Source organism: Streptococcus oralis, from assembly GCF_023611505.1.
GTDB classification, from domain to species: Bacteria; Bacillota; Bacilli; order Lactobacillales; family Streptococcaceae; genus Streptococcus; species Streptococcus oralis_CT.
The window spans coordinates 816,651-837,453 of the sequence record NZ_CP097843.1; the positions used below are offsets into that span (position 1 = coordinate 816,651).

Below are 20,803 nucleotides of genomic sequence, written 5' to 3' on the forward strand. Positions count from 1 at the left end.
GGTTACATTGTATAATACAAATATGAATGACACCGATGTCAAAAAATATAAAAGAAGGTCTGTTTATGAAAAACTTAACAAAAATTAAGTTCAAAGAGAACGGAGAATTTAATCATTTTCCCGGAAATACAGTTGTAGCAAATCTTTATACTAATTCAGATTTGATGGAAGTTGTTGATATCATTCAATCACGCTATAGAGAGTTACCATTTATAGACAAATTCACATTAACTCCAAGAGATTCTATTCATATGACTGTAATTGAATTGCTTTGCCATGAAAATCGTGAGCCTGAATTTTGGAGTAGCCATCTACCATTGGATACGCCATTACAAGAAATTCATGATTACTTTGCAAAACAACTAGAAATTTTCCCATTGCTAAACGAAGATATTCATATGCGTGTGACTGAAATGGGAAATCAAAACATTTTAGTAGAACCAGCCGATGAAAAATCAGCTAAACGATTAGAAGAAATTAGAACATATGTTTCTGAAAAAGCAGGTGTTCGATTCCCTAATCATGATCGCTATCAATTCCATATCTCAATTGGATATCTTCGAGTTCCATTAACTGAAGAAGAAAATGAAGAGTTTACTAAAGTGAAAAAGGAATTAACCGAAGTTCTGCTTGAAAAGATTCCTGTCATTACAGTAAATCGTATCGATTACACAGTATTTGAAGATATGAGACGCTTTGTTCCATATTGCGAAAAATTTTAAAATAAAATTATAATTAAAAATAAAAAGGAGATTTCATATGAAAAAATCTAAATTATTATCGTTTTTAGCTGCAGGGGTTGCGGTTACAACATTGGCAGCATGTTCAGGTGGTTCAACTAATTCATCAAATTCTTCGAGCGATACACCTCAATCAGAAGAAAAAGCTGATAAGAGCCAAGAATTAGTAATTTATTCTAACTCTGTTTCAAACGGACGTGGAGATTGGCTAACTGCTAAAGCAAAAGAAGCTGGTTTCAATATTAAAATGGTTGACATTCCAGGTGCTCAGTTGGCAGATCGTGTTATTGCTGAAAAAAATAATGCAGTAGCTGATATGGTATTTGGTATTGGAGCTGTTGACTCAAATAAAATTAGAGATCAAAAATTACTAGTACAGTACAAGCCTAAATGGTTAGATAAAATTGACCAATCTTTATCAGATAAAGATAATTATTACAATCCTGTAATTGTTCAACCATTGGTCTTGATTGGTGCTCCTGATGTTACTGAAATGCCAAAAGATTGGACTGAGTTAGGTAGCAAGTATAAAGGTAAATATTCAATTTCTGGGCTCTCAGGTGGAACAGGACGTGCTATTTTGGCAAGTATCCTTGTTCGTTATCTAGATGATAAAGGAGAATTGGGTGTTTCTGAAAAAGGTTGGCAAGCAGCTAAAGAATATTTGGAAAATGCGTACACTCTTCAAAAGGGTGAAAGTTCAATTGTTAAAATGTTAGATAAGGATGACCCAATCCAGTACGGTATGATGTGGGGTTCTGGTGCATTAGTTGGACAAAAAGAAAACAATGTTGTATTTAAAGTAATGTCTCCTGAAATTGGTGTTCCGTTTGTAACTGAACAAACAATGATTTTGAATACTAGTAAGAAACAAGCTTTAGCTAAAGAATTTATTGATTGGTTTGGTCAAACAGAAATTCAAGTAGAGTACAGCAAAAACTTTGGTTCTATTCCTGCAAATACTGAGGCAGTGAAAGAGTTACCAGAAGCTACTAAGAAATTTGTTGATCAAGTGAAACCGCAAAGTATTGATTGGGAAGCTGTTGGAAAACATTTGGATGAATGGGTTGAAAAAGCTGAACTAGAATATGTAAAATAGGACATAAGTGTAAATTTTAAAATTCCAGGTCTCTCTAAAGTTTCTAAACCTACATGAGAAATTAAGAGAGACTTTTCATTTATAAGTAAAGGAAGTTAGTAATATGATTAAATTTGATAACATTCAAATTAAATACGGTGATTTTATCGCGATTGATAATCTAAATTTAGATATTAAGGAAGGAGAATTCTTTACCTTCCTTGGACCATCTGGTTGCGGTAAATCAACAACTTTAAGAGCTTTGGTAGGTTTTTTAGACCCTTCATCTGGAAGTATTGAGGTTAATGGCACAGATGTTACGCACTTGGAGCCTGAAAAACGTGGAATCGGGATCGTATTCCAATCTTACGCACTATTTCCAACAATGACAGTTTTTGATAATATTGCTTTTGGTTTAAAAGTTAAAAAAGTTGCTCCAGATGTTATTAAAGCCAAGGTTTCTGCAGTGGCTGCTAAAATTAAGATTTCAGATCAACAATTGCAACGTAACGTTTCAGAATTATCTGGAGGACAACAGCAGCGTGTAGCTTTAGCTCGTGCTCTTGTTTTGGAACCTAAAATCCTATGTTTGGATGAACCCTTGTCAAACCTAGATGCAAAATTACGTGTGGATTTGAGAAAAGAGTTGAAACGTCTTCAAAAAGAATTGGGAATTACAACTCTATATGTTACACATGACCAAGAGGAAGCGTTAACGCTATCTGATAGGATTGCTGTCTTTAATAATGGTTTTATTGAACAAGTGGGAACACCAGTAGAAATTTATCATAATTCTCAAACAGAATTTGTATGTGATTTCATTGGAGACATTAACGTACTTACAGATGAAACTGTTCACGGAATTCTTCTAAATAATGCTCATGTTCTTTTGGAAGATAAAAAAGGTTACATTCGTTTAGAAAAAGTTCGCTTCAAACGTGAAACGGATCAGGATTTTGTCTTAAAAGGTTCAATTATTGATGTGGAATTTTCAGGAGTTACAATTCACTATACTGTTCAGGTATCTGAAAATCAAATTCTTAATGTAACAAGTATCGATAGTCAGTCAGCTATTAGATCTGTCGGAGAAAGTGTGGAATTATTTATCACACCATCAGACGTTCTGCAATTTTAAGGAGGTGCAGTATGCGTCATAAATTAAATTGGAAAGATTGGCTCATTCGTTTAGGCTTAATCTGGTTCTTGGTAACTTTCATCATTTATCCAAACTTTGATTTAGTAGTTAATGTATTTGTGAAAGGTGGGGAGTTTTCACTTGATGTCGTACAACGAGCTTTTAAATCTCAACGTGCGATTCAGAGTATTTTTAACAGTTTCAAGTTAGCATTCTCACTAATTATAACTGTTAATGTTGTTGGTGTACTTTGTGTATTGTTTACAGAATATTTTGATATTAAAGGAGCTAAAATATTAAAACTAGGATACATGACGTCACTAATCTACGGTGGAGTAGTTTTGGCTACTGGTTATAAATTCGTTTATGGACCATATGGAATGATTACCAAATTTTTACAAAGTATTATTCCATCTTTAGATCCTAACTGGTTTATTGGTTATGGTGCAGTTCTATTTATTATGACATTTTCTGGTACTGCTAATCACACCTTATTCCTAACTAATACAATTCGTAGTGTAGACTATCATACTATTGAAGCTGCACGTAATATGGGTGCAAAACCATTTACAGTGTTTAGAAAAGTAGTATTGCCAACTCTAATTCCTACTTTATTCGCTCTGACAATTATGGTTTTTCTAAGTGGGTTATCAGCAGTAGCAGCACCTATGATTGTTGGTGGGAAAGAATTCCAAACTATTAACCCAATGATCATAACATTTGCTGGAATGGGAAATTCTCGTGACTTAGCTGCCTTTCTAGCAATTATTTTGGGTATTGCCACTACGATTTTGCTTACTATTATGAACAAGATCGAAAAAGGCGGAAATTATATTTCTATTTCTAAAACAAAAGCACCTTTGAAAAAACAAAAAATCACATCTAAACCATGGAATATCATTGCACATATTGTTGCTTATGCTTTGTTCACTGTTTTCATGTTACCATTGATTTTCATTGTATTGTATTCATTTACTGACCCAGTTGCAATACAGACAGGAAACTTATCATTATCAAACTTTACTTTAGATAATTATAAGTTATTCTTTAGTAATAGTGCTGCGTTCTCTCCATTCTTAGTCAGCTTTATATACTCTATCATTGCAGCAACTACTGCAACAGTTCTTGCTGTTGTGTTTGCGCGAGTAGTTCGTAAACATAAAGCTCGATTTGATTTCTTGTTCGAATACGGAGCTCTTCTTCCTTGGCTATTACCAAGTACACTTCTAGCAGTTAGTTTATTGTTCACTTTCAACCAACCTCAACTTTTAGTCTTTAACCAGATTCTAGTTGGTAGTTTAGTAATTTTGCTAATCGCTTATATTGTTGTAAAAATTCCATTCTCTTATAGAATGGTACGTGCAATCTTATTTAGTGTTGATGATGAGATGGAGGATGCTGCTAGAAGTATGGGGGCTTCACCATTTTACACAATGATGAAGGTTATTATTCCTTTCATCTTGCCGGTTGTTCTCTCTGTTATCGCACTCAACTTTAACTCTTTATTGACCGATTTCGATTTATCTGTATTCCTTTATCATCCATTGGCTCAACCATTAGGTATTACGATTCGTTCTGCAGGTGATGAAACAGCAACATCTAACGCACAAGCTCTTGTATTCGTTTATACAATTATTCTAATGATTATTTCTGGAACTGTGTTATACTTCACACAGAGACCACGCGGTAAGAAAAGGAAATAGTAATGCAATCATCCGGCATGGGACTACCATACATTGAAATTATCATTAGAGTCGTATTATCTTTGGTCATAGGAAGTATTATTGGCTTGGAAAGAGGAAGTAAATCTCAACCAGCAGGTATTCGTACACATAGTATCGTTTGTATGGCTGCTTGTTTGATTATGATGACTAATGAATTTGTATCTTATAAGTTTGGAACAGGAGATCCGACACGTTTAGGTGCTCAAGTTATTTCTGGTGTTGGTTTTCTTGGAGCTGGAACAATTCTTATCACAGATAAAAAGAAGGTTACGGGTCTGACAACTGCAGCAGGAATCTGGGCTTCTGCAGGAATAGGTTTAGCTATTGGAGTAGGTTTTTATGAAGGTGCTCTGTTAGTAGCTATTTCTGTGTGGAGTGTGATTACTATGTTTCAGCCTTTAAAAAAATATCTTCAAAGTCGTTCAAAAGTTATTGAATTATATATTGTAGTTAAATCTACTGAGGCATATAATCGAGTATTGGTTTATTGTGCAGAAAATGGAATTCGATTGAATGATTCAAGAACTGCTTTTGGAGATGTTAATACTGAAAGAATTGAATATTTTGATGTTCCAGACAAAAGAATAGCATCATTTATGACTCTAGAACTTTCAGGTAAGTTTGAACATCTTAAACTAATGGAAGAAATAGCAGATATTGTTGGTGTTATTTATGTTGAAGAAGTTAGTTGATATAGAATAAACAAAGGGGCAGTTATTCTTGTCCCTTTGTTTTTTAGATTAAAAATTACTCAAGATTATTTTCAATGTATAAAGGTGTACATAAATGAAGGTGTATAATATTAATTTTGACTGTGGAAGAATAACGTATTTTGAATATAATTCTTTAATGCAAGTGTATAGATTTCATTCTTTTTATGATATTTGTGAAATGGTATTTTCGTCTTCTTTACCAGCTGATGATATACTAACAAAGCTTATTGATAAGGAAAAGATTATTCCGATCTTAGACTGCTATGTTCAAATGTTATTAGATACATTTATAGTTTCAATGGATTTTACCAAAAATGATTCTTTATATTTTTATGGTAAGTTATTTTCATACAAGTTTATCAGTTGTGAAGTAGAAAGAATTGTAAAGAATAAAAATTTTAATTGTCAATGTTATTTTTTTGAATCGGAAGAATAGAGTACAAAATAGAAATTTTGAAATTAAAGTTTTTGTTAAGATACATTAAAATATTTTACTAAATTCTCTTGTTAAAAAAAGTAAATATTGTATAATAATATTAGATAAATCATAAATGGAGGACTAAAGTGAAAAATTTAAACGATAAAAAGGTAACTATTTATGATATTGCACATTTATCAGGTTTTTCTCCAAAAACTGTTTCACGTGTTATTAACGGTGGTGAAAAGGTAAAAGAAGAAACTTATCGAGCTATTCAAAAAGTCATTGATGAGTTGTCGTATGTTCCAAATGCATATGCAAAAAATTTGACTAAGAAAGAAACTACAAACATTTTGATTTCCGTTAAAAAGATTGATTCTTTTCCCTTGATTTGGTTTCAAACTTTACTAGATAGAGTTCTACAAACTTGTAAAGAGTTTGGTGTAAACGCCATTGTTGAATACTTTGGTGAAGAAGATACGATTAGGAATTCAATAATTTCAAGTACAGGAAGCTTAATAGATGGAGTAATAGTATTTTATGAAAGTAAAGACGATATTCGGATTAATTATTTACAGAAGAATAATATGCCTTTTATAGTTTTTGGAGAATCTCGAACACCTGATGTTGTTTATGTATCTAATAACAATTTTCAAGCCACTTATGATATGATGGAATTAGTAACAAAAGAGAATATTAAAAGTATGTTGTTACTTATGGGAGGGGAATCTCTTGTTAATAAGGATCGTGAAAAAGGTATTCGTGCTTTTTTGACTGATAAAAATTATTTAATGGATTTGCAAGTTATTTATGGTTTAACTACAATTGATTCAGTTTATTCATATGCTATAAACCATTTAACTAAACAAAACCATCCAGATATGATATTTGTTTCTGGGGATGAGAAGGTTCAAGGGCTGATTCGTGCGTGCTATGAGAAGGGGATTATCATTCCTGATGATATTTCAATAATTGGATTCGATAATATTCCTATTTCGCAATATTATACTCCAGCTCTGTCTACTATTTCTCCTAATTATGCTATGTTAGCCCAAAAAATGATAGAAGGTGTTTTAGCAATCGTTAACGGTGAAAATATAGAATCCGTTGAAATATCTTCAAAAATTATTAGAAGACAAAGCTTTTAATCGGTAAAAAATACCGATTTTTTATTTGATAAAATATTAAAATAGTAGTAGAATATAATTTATGACACCGATGTCATTTTAGGGTAGGAGGGATTAATGTCTACAATTTTTAATCATTCATTTAATAGTATTGTCGAGTTAAGGCATGTTATTTCAATATTAATCGCTTGTGCATGTGGGTGGGCAATTGGTTATGAGCGTAAGGCACGTAACAAGCAAGCAGGAGTCAAAACGCATATAATTGTTGCTTTAACGTCGGCTTTAATGATGATTCTCTCAAAAGAAGCATTTTTAGATACACCATCCTATGATACTTCTAGGGTCGCAGCTCAAATTGTTAGTGGTATTAGCTTTATAGGTGGGGGAATTATTTTTACCCGGGATAAGAAAGTTAGTGGAATTACTACTGCTGCTGGGATATGGGCTACTGCTGGTATAGGTATGGCAATTGGTGCTGATTTTTGGATATTTGGTTCCTTTTGTAGTTTTATAGTTGTTCTTGTGCAATTAGTGACACACAGTAATGGTAGAAATCATGAAATTTATCAAGCAAAGATAGTGTTAGAAACAATTGATATTTCTTTACTTGGTAAGATTTATACTAATCTAGGGACACTTGATTTCAGAAAATATAATGTTGAGTTAAAAGAACAGTTGTCTAATAATTCTTATGATATTTTGATTTCAATTGAGAATGATAAGGAGATTTCGATTATAGATATTGAGGATTTCTTACTTAATGAAGATAAAAATATAAAAATAAAAGAGTTTAAGCTAAAGAATTATATGAAGAGTTAAATTTTCTATCTAAAATTTTTATTTTTCTAAAGAAAAAATACAACTACCTTTCGTTTTTAATAGATTTAAGTTTGTAAGAGTCCGTTTGGGCTCTTTTATTCTGTGATAATTTTTTCAAATAGTATTTGTTATACTTTTTTTAATTGAGATTTATGTTGGGGGTTTGGGGGCTAGCCACCATATTTTCATATCGTTTGTCTTTTGAACAGTATGGTTTGAAATGGCAAGCGATATGATTTTTGGGATATTGTGGACACAATATCTGAGCTCGCAAAGCCTTACAAAAATGTTGAATCTATTTTGAAAAACGTACTGACAGTGTCTGTAAGCTTACATTGTCAGTACAAGTATCTATGAAGGAGGAAAAGCCATATGAAAAGATGTATACGTAGTATTCGGAAACAATTTCGCTTAACAGAAACGGAGGAAAAACAAATACTAGATTTAATGAGAGAGAAAGGAGAGGATAATTTTTCTGATTTTCTCCGTAAAAGCTTACTATTGTCTGATGGACAAAAACAGATGGAAAAATGTTTCAACCTTTGGAAACAGCAAAAGTTGGAACAAATTAGTCGTGATGTTCATGAAATATTAATAATTGCTAAAATAAATCATCAGGTTACTCAAGAACATGTTTCTATTTTGTTAACTTGTATTCAGGAATTAATTAAAGAGGTAGAAAAAACAAGTCCTCTTAGTGAAAATTTTCGTAACAAATACATGAGGTAGTAGAGTGGAGCACCGATATAGAACAAATTTAAAAAAAGTCTTTTTATCTGACCTAGAATTAGTCAAATTGAATGAAAATATCTCAAAAAGTAACTGCTTATCATTCTCAGAATATGCTAGACGAACTCTACTAGATCCTGGTATGAATTTTATCACCATTGATACAAATAGTTATCAAGATTTGATTTTTGAATTAAAACGAATCGGAAATAATATTAATCAAATAGCCAGAAGCATAAATTATTCGAATTTAATAACGGAAGTTGAATTAAATGAGTTGAGAAAAGGTATAGAAGAGTTAATAGTAGAAGTGGAGAAAGATTTTCTTATTCAATCTGAAAAATTGAGGAAATTTTATGGTCATCACTAAACACTTTGCGATTCATGGAAAAAATTATCGTAGTAAACTAATCAAATATATTTTGAATCCAAGTAAAACAAAAAATCTAACACTAGTTTCAGATTTTGGTATGAGAAATTATTTAGATTTTCCTAGTTATAAAGAACTAGTGAAGATGTACAATGATAATTTTTTAAGTAATGATACTCTTTATGAATTTCGTCATGATAGGCAAGAAGTAAATCAACGAAAAATTCATTCTCATCACATCATTCAGTCCTTTTCTCCAGATGAGCATCTCACTCCTGAACAAATCAATCGGATTGGTTATGAGACAGTTAAAGAGTTGACAGGAGGTAGATTTCGATTTATCGTGGCAACTCATGTCGATAAAGATCATATCCACAATCACATCATCCTAAATTCAATTGATCAGAATTCTGATAAAAAGTTTCTATGGGATTATAAGGCAGAACATAATCTACGAATGGTTTCTGATCGTCTTTCAAAAATTGCAGGGGCAAAAATTATAGAAAATCGTTATTCGCATCGTCAGTATGAAGTTTATCGCAAAACAAATTACAAATATGAAATAAAACAACGAGTATATTTTCTAATCGAGAACTCGAAAAATTTTGAAGATTTCAAGAATAAAGCAAAAGCTTTACATTTAAAAATTGATTTTAGACACAAGCATGTTACTTTTTTTATGACTGATTCAAATATGAAACAAGTCGTACGTGATAGTAAATTGAGTAGAAAACAACCTTATAATGAAACTTATTTTAAGAAAAAGTTTGTTCAAAGGGAAATCATAAACATCTTAGAATTTTTACTTCCGAAAATGAAGAATATGAATGAATTGATTCAACGAGCAGAATTTTTTGGATTAAAAATAATTCCGAAAGAAAAACATGTTCAATTTAAATTTGATGAGATTAAGATTTCAGAGCAGGAATTGGTAAAAACGAATCGGTATAGTGTTAGTTATTTTCAAGACTATTTTAATAACAAAAATGAAACTGTTGTCTTAGATAATAAAAATTTAGTTGAACTTTACAATGAAGAAAAGCTAATTAAAGAAAAAGAGTTGCCGACAGAAGAGGTGGTATGGAAATCCTATCAAGATTTCAAGAGAAATAGGGATGCAGTTCATGAGTTTGAGGTAGAGTTGAATCTTAATCAAATAGAAGAAGTAGTAGACGATGGAATGTACATTAAGGTACATTTTGGCATCCGACAAGAAGGACTTATTTTTGTACCAAATATTCAAATCAATATGGAAGAAGAAAAAGTTAAAGTATTTCTCAGAGAAACTAGTTCTTACTATGTATACCATAAAGATTCAGCAGAAAAAAATCGCTTTATGAAAGGTAAAACTTTGATTAGGCAATTTAATCTTCAGTATGAACCGCAGTATATGTATAGAAGAATTCCTCTTAGCGAAATTAGAGAAAAAATAGAACAATTAGATTTTCTTATATCTGCGGAAAATAGTCCGAATGATTTCGAAGATATAACAAATGATTTCATTGCCCAAATATCATATCTAGAGAATATGATTGAACAAGTCCAAAATAAAATTGATGATTTAACTAATTTAGAGGAAGTATTGTTGAATAATACGATAAATAGTTCTAGCAATTTAGAAAATAGTATTCAAGGTAAATGTTCAGTAGATACAATAGAGAAGGATTTATACATATATAAAGGAAAGATTGAAACACTGAAGGAACAACATAGAGAAGCAATAAATTTCTTTGAAATGTTTAATAAAACAATACAGAAATATAAGAAAAAACAAAATATGAAATCTATTAAGGAAAATGAGATACATTTAGAGTAAACAGTTTCCTAAAAAGTATATATAGCATAGTTTCATGTGCCAATTTGTCACATATTTAAAAATAAGAAAATAACTATATTATACTTGTTTTAGGAGACATTGAATGTTGAAAAGGATTAGAGATTTACGCGAGGATACTGATTTGACACAAGAATATGTTGCAAAAGCAATCTTAAATTGTACAAGATCAGCGTATTCTAAAATGGAATCAGGTACCAGGTTAATCTCTATAGATGACCTTATCAAACTTGCAGATTTTTATAATGTAAGTTTAGATTACCTTGTAGGTCGAGTGGATAATAAAGAAGACCATTACTCCAAAAAGTATTAGGTTAAGAAAGCACATTGACAATTGAATAGTCCAAAATGGTACTTTCCTCATTTGTGGAGCAGATTTGAATGGCTCGCCATGATAAGAGCGATTTTAAAACCATCAATAAAATAGAGCGATACTTTATATGCCATGATACAAATGATATACAATGATACTTCTGACCGTTCAGGCTGCCACCGTAAAAGAGCAGCAAGTGAAATTCTTATGATGACTTCATCAGTCATGCCATGGAGGTGAAAAAATCTAAGAAAGGAAGTAGTAAAATCATGGAAACAGTAAACTATAAAGATTTAGTTGCGATTGGTTTTCCAGAGCACACATCGAGGAATATTATTAGACAAGCAAAAAAAATTGCTGTAAAAAAGTTTGAAGAAGCTAGAAAAAATGATAAGAATGCGGTACAATTAGGATGTTCACCTTTCGATAATAAAAGGTTAGGCATTGCTCCTAAAAATATTGTAGAAAATTTAATTGGTATTTCTTTTTCAGATATAGAAGGTGAGAAAAATGGTTATATCAAAGACAAAGAAATATAAAGGTGTATACAAAGATTCAAAAGGAAAAATTTATTTTCAAATTGAATTAGGAGTTGATCCAATAACTGGGAAAAGAATCCAAAAGAAAGGAAGGAAAAATCAACAAGGACTACCGTTTAATTCTTTTAAGGAAGCATATGAAGAGATACTTCGTTTAAAACATGAATTTGTGAACTCTACTACTAATAATAGTTTTCTAACTTTTAGAGAGTTTATGGAAGAGATTTATTTAAAATATTATCAACAAAAAGTTCAATTTGTAACTTATCAGACCGCTTTACCACATCATCAGTTATTTATTAAGCAATTTGGTAGTAAAAAATTATCAGATATTAGTACTATTGACTGTGAAAGATTTCGCTTAGCTATTATAGACAAGTATTCTAGTAACTATGCTAAAAATATGTGGTCTAGATTTAAAGCATGTCTGGGCTATGCAGAAAGATTGGGTTATATTGATAGAGTTCCTTTTAAAGGATTAGATAATCCTAGAGGAAAGCACCCTGATACAAAATTTTGGACATTTGATGAATTTAAGAAGGTAATAAACTCTTTTGATATTAGTGAGTATGAGGGACTCCATAATTACATGACGATCTGGTTATATTTTATGACTGGTTTAAGAGTTAGTGAGGGTATTGCTCTTAAATGGGAAGATATTGATTTTGAACGTAAATGGATTCATGTTCATTCGACGATTGAGAAAGATAAAAACGGTGTATGGTATGCTAAACAACAAACAAAGACAGTAGCAGGGAATCGTAAAATTGATTTAGATGATTTTACGATTACAATACTTAAAAAATGGCGAGAAGTTCAAATCAAGAATGATGATAAAGATTATGTAATATCACGTTTTGGTGCCCCCTTGTGTAAGTCTACAATTTCTAGGATAATAAAAAGGCATGCTAAGATTACTGGCGTACCAGAAATTACGGGGAAAGGATTAAGACATAGTCATGCATCTTATCTTATAAATGTGTTACATAAGGATACTTTATATGTTTCATATCGATTAGGACACGCTGATAAGTCAACCACGTTGAATACATATAGTCACTGGTATTATTCAGGTGATTCAACAATTTCAGAAGAGATTACAAACAGTTTAGATAATCTTGGATTATCAATTTACCTACCAAATTCCTGCCAGAGTTGAAAATTGAGGAATTAACCCACTAATACTGGGAGAAAATAGGATTTGCAAATTGTTACTCTTAAATAATAGAGCAACTACATTAGTAGCTTAAAAATATGATTAAACCGCTATTCTTAGGAGTAGCGGTTTTTCTTTATAATTGAAAAGAGAAAATTTATAAAGTGTCTCCAGTTGTTCCATAAGATTTTCATCATAAAGTTCTGGAGTTTGATTAGAGAACCATGTCAATCAAACTCCAACGCTCGGTAAAGCGATGATGTATCTGTGGAAGGAGATTATGTTTGCTAAGGTATTTTTTGCAGAAATAGTGGTACAATATCCTTAGAATAGTTCAAAATCTATCTTTGCTAGGGGAAAGGGAGATTGAACTCCCTGATGCATGGGATTAATGTCCTATAAAAAGGAAATGTTATAAAGGTGATATTGATGGAAAGATATGAATTTACAGCGACAACAGCAAAATCAGATATAATAATTGGTGTCCTTTTTCCCATGTTCCTCATGCTTCCTGTATTGGGAATACAGTTGGCTGTATTCTATTTAAAACTGAATGATTTTTTTAAATCACAACCTCTTTTTCTTTATACGATAGTATTAGTGTTTTTTGGCATTAGTTTTCTTTTAATTAAAAAAATACAAGGTAGTCTAGTGAAGAATTTTGTCGTAGAATTATCTGGAAGAAATATTAGGATTTGGTGTGATGGAAAGGAGATTGTATCAGGAGAAGTTGTTTTCTGTAGGATAAAAAATAAGGAGCCTAAACTGGGGGCGAGAGCCTTAAATGTAGACATAGACACCAAGGGGGATAACATTAAATTTCGAGTTCGGTCTAAGGAATATGAAAGTTTATCATCTTCTACTTGGAATCCTCTCGGGACAAGCAAACCCTCTGATGTAGAAACGTTATTATCTTTGGGCAAAAAAATAAAAAATGCTATGGAGGAAGAAGTTTTGATAGAAGATGAAGCTTCAAAAAAAACTCGATCGTTTTGATTTAAAATGGGTAAACCTACTTGAAATTATAGTCTGATACGAAAGATTTAGTATGTCATTTTTTCCAAAAGTTACTAGAATTTTGATAGAAATTCAATTTTCTTCTTGACCCTGACCTTGGGTAAGGGATTATACTAATAGTAGATAAGAAAGGAGATTACTATGAAAATCAATATGATTCGTTCAGATAAAGTTTATCAAGAGATGCTAGAGCTACCCTTAGAAAAGAGAGAAGGTTGCTTTCGAGCCAAAATATTAGGACCTTTTGCAACGAAATACCAAACTCAACACATTCCTTTAAAAGCGAAGTATCCTGGAGGATTTGATGCTCTGTTTCTACTTGGCTTTATGAATCAGTTGCCTGCAACTCTCTCGGAAAAGGATAGACCGGCTATCGACGCTCTAAGTTCTGATCAACTCTGGCAAAATTGTCAAGATACCATCAAGAGGAGTATTGGTCTTTTTGAGCAGGCTGGCTATGACTTAGAGGTTGAGGATTACCATTTTACTATTTTATTGGGCAATCCAGAAAAACCTATGCTACAGCTCAATAAGGGTTATAGCGGAGATGGTGGAATTCCAGGATACCTCATGCTTAGTCTGTTACCAAATGACTATACTTTGCCCCGTGTACAGGCGGCGTTGGCCCATGAGTGTAATCACAATGTCCGTTTCCAATTTGTCAAATGGAATCAGCAGACGACATTAGCAGACTGGGTAGTCAGTGAAGGATTGGCAGAGTCTTTTGCGGCTGAGATCTATGGTAAGGATCTCATTGGGCCTTGGGTCACTTCAACCAGTCCAGAGCAGTTAGAAGAGATTAAGCCCATCATATCAAGTCAGCTTCAGCTAACGGGGATGGCGGAAATGGCTCCTTATCTCTACGGTGATGAAATAGCTGAGATACAGGGGCAGATACCGGTTGGAATGCCCTATGCTGCGGGCTATGCTTATGGCTATCATCTGATACAAGCCTATCTGAAAATGACTGGCAAAACTATTATTGAAGCAACTGTGACACCAACGGAACAGATTTTAGAGGCGACGAAAGACTTTTGGAAATGACACTTTTGCTTGCAAATCTGCCAGAGTTTGATATAATGTAGGTAATTTCTGGAGGAGACTATATGCACTATAAAAGAGTTGAATTAAAAGTCACAAATCAAGGTATCCATGAGCACAAGATTTTTCAAGGTGTTAAGATTTTCAGTCGTAGCAAGTTATCCAAAGATCGGAAAAGCATTCTAACACAGAAGCTTTACCTGACACCGAAGCAGAACATCGTTTACTATCAACGTACAGATGTCAACTATGACCAGAACTGGCATCATCATAAGGACTATTACGAATTAGCTTATGGTCAAATGGATAGAGAGACGATTTTTAAGGTTTGCCAAGATTTTGACGAACTAAGTCCTTTTCTGGAGAACGAGCTGCTGGAGAAGCTAAAAGAAAAGCAGTCAACAGGCAAATTTTTTGAAAAATTAGATATATAAAAATTCGGCTGCTTTTATAGGCAGTCGGATTTCTTTGAGTTATAGTTTGATAATCTTTCAAAAGGGAAAATAGATCTATTTTTATCATGAACAGCTAACTTAGTTAGAACTTTTGGAAACAGTATAGTTGAAATCTATGAAGAATAAGCATATAATTAAGAAAAATGATTGAGTGCTCACTCAATTTTTTTTTAGATGTGTAAGGAGTTCATACAATGGTTGTTCAAGCAATACAATATAGTCGTTTCGGTGATGAAGAAGTGTTAGATTTAGTGAACATTAAATCTGATTCTTTGAAAGTGAATCAAGTTAGGGTAGAAGTTTATGCAGTTGGTTTAAATCCTATTGATTATAAAACTTTTGAGGGTGCAAAGCCACTTCGTTTTCTATCTTTTATGACGAAACTAAGGAAGCCAAGTCATTGGTTTGAGTCAAAATCATCTCTTTTTCCAAGAGGTATTGGTCGGGATTTTGCTGGAGTTATCACAGAAATCGGTGAAGGAGTAAGTAGGTTTGCAGTAGGGGATAAGGTTTTTGGAACAATGATCAGTGACCCTGGATTAGGCACCAAGAGGGGAGCTTTGGCAACAGAAATTTGTGTCAATGAATCAGAAATTGTGTTGAAGCCAGAGATGATTGATATGAACCATGCAGCTACTATGGGTGTAGCCTCTCTAACAGTGGGAGGTGCTTTTAGAAAGATTGAGCTAAACTCTAAAGATGTTGTAGTTATTTCAGCAGCAGCAGGAGGTATTGGAAGTATCGCAGTACAGTATGCGGTTGCTAAAGGTGCGACAGTTATTGGAATTGCGAGTAAGAAAAATTCAGATTATCTAAAGTCCTTAGGTGCCATACCGGTAGCCTACGAAGAGAACATCCAGAATGCTCTTCTATCAGCAAGTGCAAAGCCAATTACAAAATTCTTGGATTGCTATGGAAGTGATTATGTTAAATTGGCTTTCAGTTTGGGATTGAAGGGCATGGCTATTGGAACTCTAGTACCTTCACCATATGTTATGATAAAAGGTGCCCAGTTCACAGGTCCGAGACATTCTACATATGATGATTTTAACACTCTAGCGGAAATGGTCTCAGATGGGAAGGTTCGGCTGAATATTGACCAGGTTTATGATTTTTCTCTAAAGTCAGTTAGAGAGGCATATCGTAGCCTGAAGTCGGGACATACTCGAGGTAAGAAGGTTGTAAAAGTAAGAGAGTAGCAGAGAGGTGCTAGTAATGGAAAGTTTAGAAGAAAAGTATGCCCAGACATTAGAAAATAGCAACCTGAGTTTAAAACAACGTCAAGTATTATTATCAAGTCTAAAGTTATTTTCAGAAATTGGCTTTGAAAATACAACAGCAAGCCTTATTGCTAAGGAGGCTGGAGTTTCAGAAGGGACCGTTTTTAGTTACTTTAAAACCAAGGAAGGCATCTTAGAAGCAATTTTGTCGACTTTTCTTGAGCAAGTTATTCCAGATGTTATTGCTGATTTTTCTGAGAAGAAATTTACAGCAAACCAAGAGTCTTTTCCGCTATTTTTAAGAAGTATTGTTCGGGATAGACTGGTCTTTATTCAGGAGAATCAAATGCAAGTTAAAATTCTCTTGAACCGTTCTTTTATTGATGAAACGATTTCTGACCAGTTAGGGAATGTTATTGTTCACTCTATCATTAAGCCAATTAGTCCAGTTCTGAATCAGTTTAAAGAAAATGGTGTTATCCGAGATTGGTCAAATGAAAGAATTGTTCGCTATATTTTAGCTTTGAGTCTTTCTTATGCTCTTCCAATGATGTTGAATAATAATGAGGGCCTAGACATAGATGAAGCAGTGAATGAAATTGTTGAATGCCTGTCTTTTGCCTTAGTAGAAGTAAAGTGAATTTTGATTTTTAAGCTTACTATTAAAAATAGTGAGCTTTTTTAAAACCAAAATAAAAATCCCCAATCATAATGATTGAGGATTGAGCAAATGAATCTTAAACAATACCTTGTGCAATCATAGCATTGGCTACGTTTTCGAAGGCAGCGATATTTGCTCCTGCAAGGTAGTCAGTACCAAGATCGTATGTTTCAGCAGTTGTTTTAGCTGTGTTGAAGATGTTGGTCATGATGTCTTTGAGACGTCCATCAACTTCTTCACGGGTCCATGAGAGGCGAAGGCTGTTTTGGCTCATTTCAAGTGCTGATACAGCTACACCACCAGCGTTGGCAGCTTTGGCAGGTCCGTAAAGGATTCCATTTTCTTTGTAGACTTTAATCGCATCAAGGTTACTAGGCATGTTAGCACCTTCAGATACACAGATAACGCCTTGAGCAACCAAACGTTTAGCTGCGTCACCATTGATTTCGTTTTGAGTCGCACATGGAAGAGCGATGTCGTAGTTTTCAGCATAAGTCCATACAGAACCTTCATGGTAAGTAGCAGTTGCTTTCTCAGCTGCATACTCAGTCAAACGCGCACGACGGTTATTCTTCACATCTGCTAGAAGGTCGAAGTCGATACCATTTTCATCAATAACATAACCGTTTGAGTCAGATACAGAGATCACAGTTGCACCAAGCTCAGTTGCTTTTTGAAGAGCATATTGGGCAACATTACCAGAACCGGAAATAACCACCTTCTTGCCAGCAAAGCTTTGGCCGTTAGCCTTGAGCATTTCTTCAGTATAGTAAACCAAACCATAACCAGTTGCTTCTGGACGAATCAAGCTACCACCAAATCCAAGAGGTTTACCAGTCAAGACACCAGCATCAAATTGGTTCAGGCGTTTGTATTGTCCGTAAAGATAACCAATCTCACGTCCACCAACACCGATATCACCAGCAGGTACGTCAAGAGATGGTCCGATGTATTTTTGCAATTCAGTCATGAAACTTTGGCAGAAGCGCATCACTTCAGCATCAGTCTTCCCTTTAGGATCGAAGTCTGATCCCCCTTTACCTCCACCGATTGGAAGTCCAGTCAAAACATTTTTAAAGATTTGTTCGAAGCCAAGGAATTTCAGAATTCCTTGGTTTACAGTTGGGTGGAAACGAAGTCCGCCTTTATATGGTCCAACAGCTGAGTTGAATTGAACACGGTAACCACGGTTGACTTGTACTTTTCCATCACGGTCCACCCAAGGAACACGGAAAGAAATCACGCGTTCAGGCTCAGTGATACGTGCCAAGATATTTTCTTCGATATACTCAGGGTGTTTTTCAAAGACAGGCTCCAAGGTACTGAAGAATTCTTCAACCGCCTGGAGAAATTCAGCCTCATGCCCATTACGAGCTTTTACAGTTTCAAACACGCTTTGGATATATTCTTTAGCAGATGTCATATCGTTCTCCTTTTTTTGTTGTTATATTTTATTACATGAGCCATTATAACAGAATTCTTTTTCAGTGTAAAGAAAAAAACGAAAATTTTCTAAAAATTCTTTCAATTTACATTCAGTCAATACTAAGAGCATTATCAAAAAACGAACGTTTTCTCTAGAAATAACTTTCTCAAAGAGAAAATATGAAAGTATGGTATAATATTAGAAATAAAAGGAATCTGGAGGATCAGAATCATGGTATCAACGAAAACACAAATTGCTGGTTTTGCGTTTGACAATTGCTTGATGAATGCAGCAGGTGTGGCTTGTATGACGATAGAGGAACTAGAAGGGGTCAAAAACTCAGCAGCAGGTACTTTTGTTACGAAGACTGCGACCTTGGACTTCCGTCAGGGAAATCCTGAACCACGTTACCAGGATGTTCCACTTGGTTCTATCAACTCCATGGGATTACCAAATAATGGCTTAGACTACTATCTGGACTATCTTTTGGACTTGCAGGAAAAAGAGCCAAACCGTACTTTCTTCCTATCTTTAGTTGGCATGTCTCCAGAAGAAACACATACCATCTTGAAAAAAGTTCAAGAGAGTGAATTTAAAGGACTGACAGAGCTCAATCTCTCTTGTCCAAACGTTCCAGGAAAACCTCAGATTGCCTATGATTTTGAGACAACAGACCGTATCTTGTCAGAGGTATTTGCCTACTTTACCAAACCTCTCGGGATCAAATTGCCACCATATTTTGATATTGTTCACTTTGATCAAGCGGCTGCTATTTTCAACAAATATCCACTCAAGTTTGTTAACTGTGTTAACTCTATCGGAAACGGCCTTTATATAGAAGGCGAGTCGGTCGTGATTCGTCCTAAAAATGGTTTTGGTGGCATTGGTGGAGAGTATATCAAACCGACTGCTCTTGCTAATGTGCACGCCTTCTATCAACGCTTAAATCCGCAAATCAAAATCATCGGAACGGGTGGCGTTCTGACGGGTCGTGATGCCTTTGAACACATCCTTTGCGGTGCTAGTATGGTGCAAGTAGGAACGACGCTCCACAAGGAAGGCGTCGGTGTTTTTGAACGCATTACCAAAGAACTGAAAGCTATTATGGCAGAAAAAGGTTATGAGAACCTAGAAGATTTCCGTGGGAAATTGCGCTATATTGATTAAGTTTAATAAAAAATCAGAAGAAAGGAGAGAAGATGCTAGCCATTGAAGACAGTCAGAAGTTGACTTTATCAAATCTATCTAGCTTGAACCTATTTACAGGGACAGATCAGGGTCAGTTTGAAGTTATGAAGAGTCAAGTGCTGAAGCAGATTGGTTATGATCCAGCTGATCTCAATTTTGCTTACTTTGATATGAAAGAAGTAGCTTATAAAGACTTAGAGTTGGAGTTGGTCAGTCTCCCTTTCTTTGCTGATGAGAAAATCGTGATATTAGACCATTTTGTCGATATTACAACTGCCAAGAAACGTTTTTTAACAGATGATGAGCTCAAGTCATTTGAGGAATATCTTGACAATCCTTCGCCAACAACCAAGTTATTGATATTTGCAGAAGGAAAACTGGATAGTAAGAGACGGCTGGTCAAATTGCTCAAACGAGATGCGACTGTCTTTGATGCTATTGAACCCAAGGAACAAGAATTGCGCCAGTATTTCCAAAAATGGAGTCAGACACAAGGTTTGCAGTTTGTGGGGCAATCTTTTGAAAATCTACTTATCAAATCTGGTTTTCAATTTAGCGAAATCCAGAAAAACCTCCTTTTTTTACAGTCTTATAAGTCCGACGGAGTGATTGAGGAGAAGGATATTGTCGAGGCTATTCCCAAGACCTTGCAGGACAATATTTTTGATTTGACTCAGTTTATCTTGGGTAAAAAGATTGACCTGGCCCGTGAACTGGTTAGAGACTTGACCTTGCAAGGGGAGGATGAGATCAAGCTCATAGCTGTCATGTTAGGACAGTTCCGAACCTTTACCCAAGTGAAGATTTTATCAGAAGCTGGTCAGTCGGAATCGCAGATTGCAAGCAGTCTGGGAATTTACTTGGGGCGCAATCCTAATCCTTATCAAATCAAGTTCGCATTAAGAGATTCGAGAGGGATTTCCTTGGCCTTTCTCAAACAAGCAATTTCTTATTTAATTGAAGCAGACTATCAGATTAAAACAGGGGTCTATGAAAAAGGCTACCTTTTTGAGAGAGCGCTGTTACAGATATCTAGCCAAGCGTAATGAGCATAAAACTTGAAAAAAGAGGATGATTGCGTTATCATTTTCATATAGAAA

22 protein-coding genes are annotated in these 20,803 nt (G+C 34.2%); 21 read left to right on the forward strand and 1 reads right to left on the reverse strand.

What is annotated here, in order from left to right:
• Positions 1-65 precede the first annotated feature (65 nt).
• The 19 genes from M9H69_RS04275 to M9H69_RS04365 all read left to right on the forward strand — a co-directional run bounded on the left by M9H69_RS04275 (position 66) and on the right by M9H69_RS04365 (position 17,068).
• Complete coding sequence (locus tag M9H69_RS04275) at positions 66-722, forward strand: DUF1868 domain-containing protein (protein WP_000793817.1); 657 nt, start codon at positions 66-68, stop codon at positions 720-722.
• Between the two features lie 37 nt (positions 723-759).
• Positions 760-1,839, forward strand: coding sequence for an extracellular solute-binding protein (locus tag M9H69_RS04280; RefSeq protein ID WP_223140866.1), 1,080 nt, complete (start codon positions 760-762; stop codon positions 1,837-1,839).
• A 103-nt stretch (positions 1,840-1,942) separates the two neighbouring features.
• A complete protein-coding gene (locus M9H69_RS04285; RefSeq protein ID WP_250316016.1) occupies positions 1,943-2,953 on the forward strand; it encodes an ABC transporter ATP-binding protein in 1,011 nt (336 codons plus the stop codon).
• Positions 2,954-2,964: 11 nt separating this feature from the next.
• Positions 2,965-4,656, forward strand: coding sequence for an ABC transporter permease (locus M9H69_RS04290; RefSeq protein ID WP_250316017.1), 1,692 nt, complete (start codon positions 2,965-2,967; stop codon positions 4,654-4,656).
• Positions 4,657-4,658: 2 nt separating this feature from the next.
• Positions 4,659-5,369: an MgtC/SapB family protein gene (locus tag M9H69_RS04295; RefSeq protein ID WP_250316018.1), complete on the forward strand. Its 711-nt coding sequence runs from the start codon at positions 4,659-4,661 to the stop codon at positions 5,367-5,369.
• Positions 5,370-5,463: 94 nt separating this feature from the next.
• Complete coding sequence (locus M9H69_RS04300) at positions 5,464-5,826, forward strand: hypothetical protein (protein ID WP_000870370.1); 363 nt, start codon at positions 5,464-5,466, stop codon at positions 5,824-5,826.
• Positions 5,827-5,954: 128 nt separating this feature from the next.
• Positions 5,955-6,956, forward strand: coding sequence for a LacI family DNA-binding transcriptional regulator (locus M9H69_RS04305; RefSeq protein ID WP_250316019.1), 1,002 nt, complete (start codon positions 5,955-5,957; stop codon positions 6,954-6,956).
• A 96-nt stretch (positions 6,957-7,052) separates the two neighbouring features.
• Positions 7,053-7,754 (forward strand): MgtC/SapB family protein, encoded by a 702-nt coding sequence (locus tag M9H69_RS04310; protein ID WP_250316020.1) that lies wholly within the window; start codon positions 7,053-7,055, stop codon positions 7,752-7,754.
• 372 nt (positions 7,755-8,126) lie between these two features.
• Positions 8,127-8,483, forward strand: coding sequence for an SAG1252 family conjugative relaxosome accessory protein (locus M9H69_RS04315; RefSeq protein ID WP_250316021.1), 357 nt, complete (start codon positions 8,127-8,129; stop codon positions 8,481-8,483).
• A gap of 4 nt (positions 8,484-8,487) precedes the next feature.
• A complete protein-coding gene (locus M9H69_RS04320; protein WP_000401235.1) occupies positions 8,488-8,853 on the forward strand; it encodes a MobC family plasmid mobilization relaxosome protein in 366 nt (121 codons plus the stop codon).
• Positions 8,840-10,669 carry an SAG1250 family conjugative relaxase gene (locus M9H69_RS04325; protein ID WP_250316022.1) on the forward strand — a complete coding sequence of 610 codons (1,830 nt, stop codon included), beginning with the start codon at positions 8,840-8,842 and terminating at the stop codon, positions 10,667-10,669. Before M9H69_RS04320 ends, M9H69_RS04325 begins: the two co-directional genes overlap by 14 nt.
• Positions 10,670-10,772: 103 nt before the next feature.
• On the forward strand, positions 10,773-11,000 hold the full coding sequence (locus M9H69_RS04330; protein ID WP_000919634.1) for a helix-turn-helix domain-containing protein: 228 nt from the start codon (positions 10,773-10,775) through the stop codon (positions 10,998-11,000).
• 269 nt (positions 11,001-11,269) lie between these two features.
• Positions 11,270-11,539, forward strand: a complete 270-nt coding sequence (locus M9H69_RS04335; protein ID WP_000450956.1) for a DUF3173 family protein — start codon at positions 11,270-11,272, stop codon at positions 11,537-11,539.
• Positions 11,511-12,698, forward strand: a complete 1,188-nt coding sequence (locus M9H69_RS04340) for a tyrosine-type recombinase/integrase (RefSeq protein ID WP_250316023.1) — start codon at positions 11,511-11,513, stop codon at positions 12,696-12,698. Before M9H69_RS04335 ends, M9H69_RS04340 begins: the two co-directional genes overlap by 29 nt.
• Before the next feature lie 426 nt (positions 12,699-13,124).
• Positions 13,125-13,691 (forward strand): hypothetical protein, encoded by a 567-nt coding sequence (locus M9H69_RS04345; RefSeq protein WP_084851452.1) that lies wholly within the window; start codon positions 13,125-13,127, stop codon positions 13,689-13,691.
• Between the two features lie 162 nt (positions 13,692-13,853).
• Positions 13,854-14,756: a DUF2268 domain-containing protein gene (locus M9H69_RS04350; RefSeq protein ID WP_250316024.1), complete on the forward strand. Its 903-nt coding sequence runs from the start codon at positions 13,854-13,856 to the stop codon at positions 14,754-14,756.
• 62 nt (positions 14,757-14,818) lie between these two features.
• Positions 14,819-15,187, forward strand: coding sequence for an EXLDI protein (locus tag M9H69_RS04355; RefSeq protein ID WP_000559018.1), 369 nt, complete (start codon positions 14,819-14,821; stop codon positions 15,185-15,187).
• 215 nt (positions 15,188-15,402) lie between these two features.
• Entirely contained in the window at positions 15,403-16,407 is a 1,005-nt protein-coding gene (locus M9H69_RS04360) for an NADP-dependent oxidoreductase (RefSeq protein WP_250316025.1), read from the forward strand.
• A gap of 16 nt (positions 16,408-16,423) precedes the next feature.
• A complete protein-coding gene (locus tag M9H69_RS04365; RefSeq protein WP_084872075.1) occupies positions 16,424-17,068 on the forward strand; it encodes a TetR/AcrR family transcriptional regulator in 645 nt (214 codons plus the stop codon).
• Between the two features lie 97 nt (positions 17,069-17,165).
• On the opposite strand, the gene gdhA is transcribed toward M9H69_RS04365, so the two are convergent.
• Positions 17,166-18,512 (reverse strand): NADP-specific glutamate dehydrogenase, encoded by a 1,347-nt coding sequence (gene gdhA, locus M9H69_RS04370; protein WP_250316026.1) that lies wholly within the window; start codon positions 18,510-18,512, stop codon positions 17,166-17,168.
• 234 nt (positions 18,513-18,746) lie between these two features.
• Between gdhA and M9H69_RS04375 the strand changes: the two genes are divergently transcribed.
• Positions 18,747-19,682, forward strand: coding sequence for a dihydroorotate oxidase (locus tag M9H69_RS04375; protein WP_250316027.1), 936 nt, complete (start codon positions 18,747-18,749; stop codon positions 19,680-19,682).
• Positions 19,683-19,714: 32 nt separating this feature from the next.
• Positions 19,715-20,749 carry a DNA polymerase III subunit delta gene (gene holA / locus M9H69_RS04380; protein ID WP_250316028.1) on the forward strand — a complete coding sequence of 345 codons (1,035 nt, stop codon included), beginning with the start codon at positions 19,715-19,717 and terminating at the stop codon, positions 20,747-20,749.
• Positions 20,750-20,803 lie beyond the last annotated feature (54 nt).

What these genes read in the sequence shown, in the direction of transcription:
- M9H69_RS04275 (WP_000793817.1), top strand. Translation starts at nt 66, where the DNA reads ATGAAAAACTTAACAAAAATTAAGTTCAAAGAGAACGGAGAATTTAAT.
- M9H69_RS04280 (WP_223140866.1), top strand. Translation starts at nt 760, where the DNA reads ATGAAAAAATCTAAATTATTATCGTTTTTAGCTGCAGGGGTTGCGGTT.
- M9H69_RS04285 (WP_250316016.1), top strand. Translation starts at nt 1,943, where the DNA reads ATGATTAAATTTGATAACATTCAAATTAAATACGGTGATTTTATCGCG.
- M9H69_RS04290 (WP_250316017.1), top strand. Translation starts at nt 2,965, where the DNA reads ATGCGTCATAAATTAAATTGGAAAGATTGGCTCATTCGTTTAGGCTTA.
- M9H69_RS04295 (WP_250316018.1), top strand. Translation starts at nt 4,659, where the DNA reads ATGCAATCATCCGGCATGGGACTACCATACATTGAAATTATCATTAGA.
- M9H69_RS04300 (WP_000870370.1), top strand. Translation starts at nt 5,464, where the DNA reads ATGAAGGTGTATAATATTAATTTTGACTGTGGAAGAATAACGTATTTT.
- M9H69_RS04310 (WP_250316020.1), top strand. Translation starts at nt 7,053, where the DNA reads ATGTCTACAATTTTTAATCATTCATTTAATAGTATTGTCGAGTTAAGG.
- M9H69_RS04315 (WP_250316021.1), top strand. Translation starts at nt 8,127, where the DNA reads ATGAAAAGATGTATACGTAGTATTCGGAAACAATTTCGCTTAACAGAA.
- M9H69_RS04325 (WP_250316022.1), top strand. Translation starts at nt 8,840, where the DNA reads ATGGTCATCACTAAACACTTTGCGATTCATGGAAAAAATTATCGTAGT.
- M9H69_RS04330 (WP_000919634.1), top strand. Translation starts at nt 10,773, where the DNA reads ATGTTGAAAAGGATTAGAGATTTACGCGAGGATACTGATTTGACACAA.
- M9H69_RS04335 (WP_000450956.1), top strand. Translation starts at nt 11,270, where the DNA reads ATGGAAACAGTAAACTATAAAGATTTAGTTGCGATTGGTTTTCCAGAG.
- M9H69_RS04340 (WP_250316023.1), top strand. Translation starts at nt 11,511, where the DNA reads ATGGTTATATCAAAGACAAAGAAATATAAAGGTGTATACAAAGATTCA.
- M9H69_RS04345 (WP_084851452.1), top strand. Translation starts at nt 13,125, where the DNA reads ATGGAAAGATATGAATTTACAGCGACAACAGCAAAATCAGATATAATA.
- M9H69_RS04350 (WP_250316024.1), top strand. Translation starts at nt 13,854, where the DNA reads ATGAAAATCAATATGATTCGTTCAGATAAAGTTTATCAAGAGATGCTA.
- M9H69_RS04355 (WP_000559018.1), top strand. Translation starts at nt 14,819, where the DNA reads ATGCACTATAAAAGAGTTGAATTAAAAGTCACAAATCAAGGTATCCAT.
- M9H69_RS04360 (WP_250316025.1), top strand. Translation starts at nt 15,403, where the DNA reads ATGGTTGTTCAAGCAATACAATATAGTCGTTTCGGTGATGAAGAAGTG.
- M9H69_RS04365 (WP_084872075.1), top strand. Translation starts at nt 16,424, where the DNA reads ATGGAAAGTTTAGAAGAAAAGTATGCCCAGACATTAGAAAATAGCAAC.
- gdhA (WP_250316026.1), bottom strand. Translation starts at nt 18,512, where the DNA reads ATGACATCTGCTAAAGAATATATCCAAAGCGTGTTTGAAACTGTAAAA.
- M9H69_RS04375 (WP_250316027.1), top strand. Translation starts at nt 18,747, where the DNA reads ATGGTATCAACGAAAACACAAATTGCTGGTTTTGCGTTTGACAATTGC.
- holA (WP_250316028.1), top strand. Translation starts at nt 19,715, where the DNA reads ATGCTAGCCATTGAAGACAGTCAGAAGTTGACTTTATCAAATCTATCT.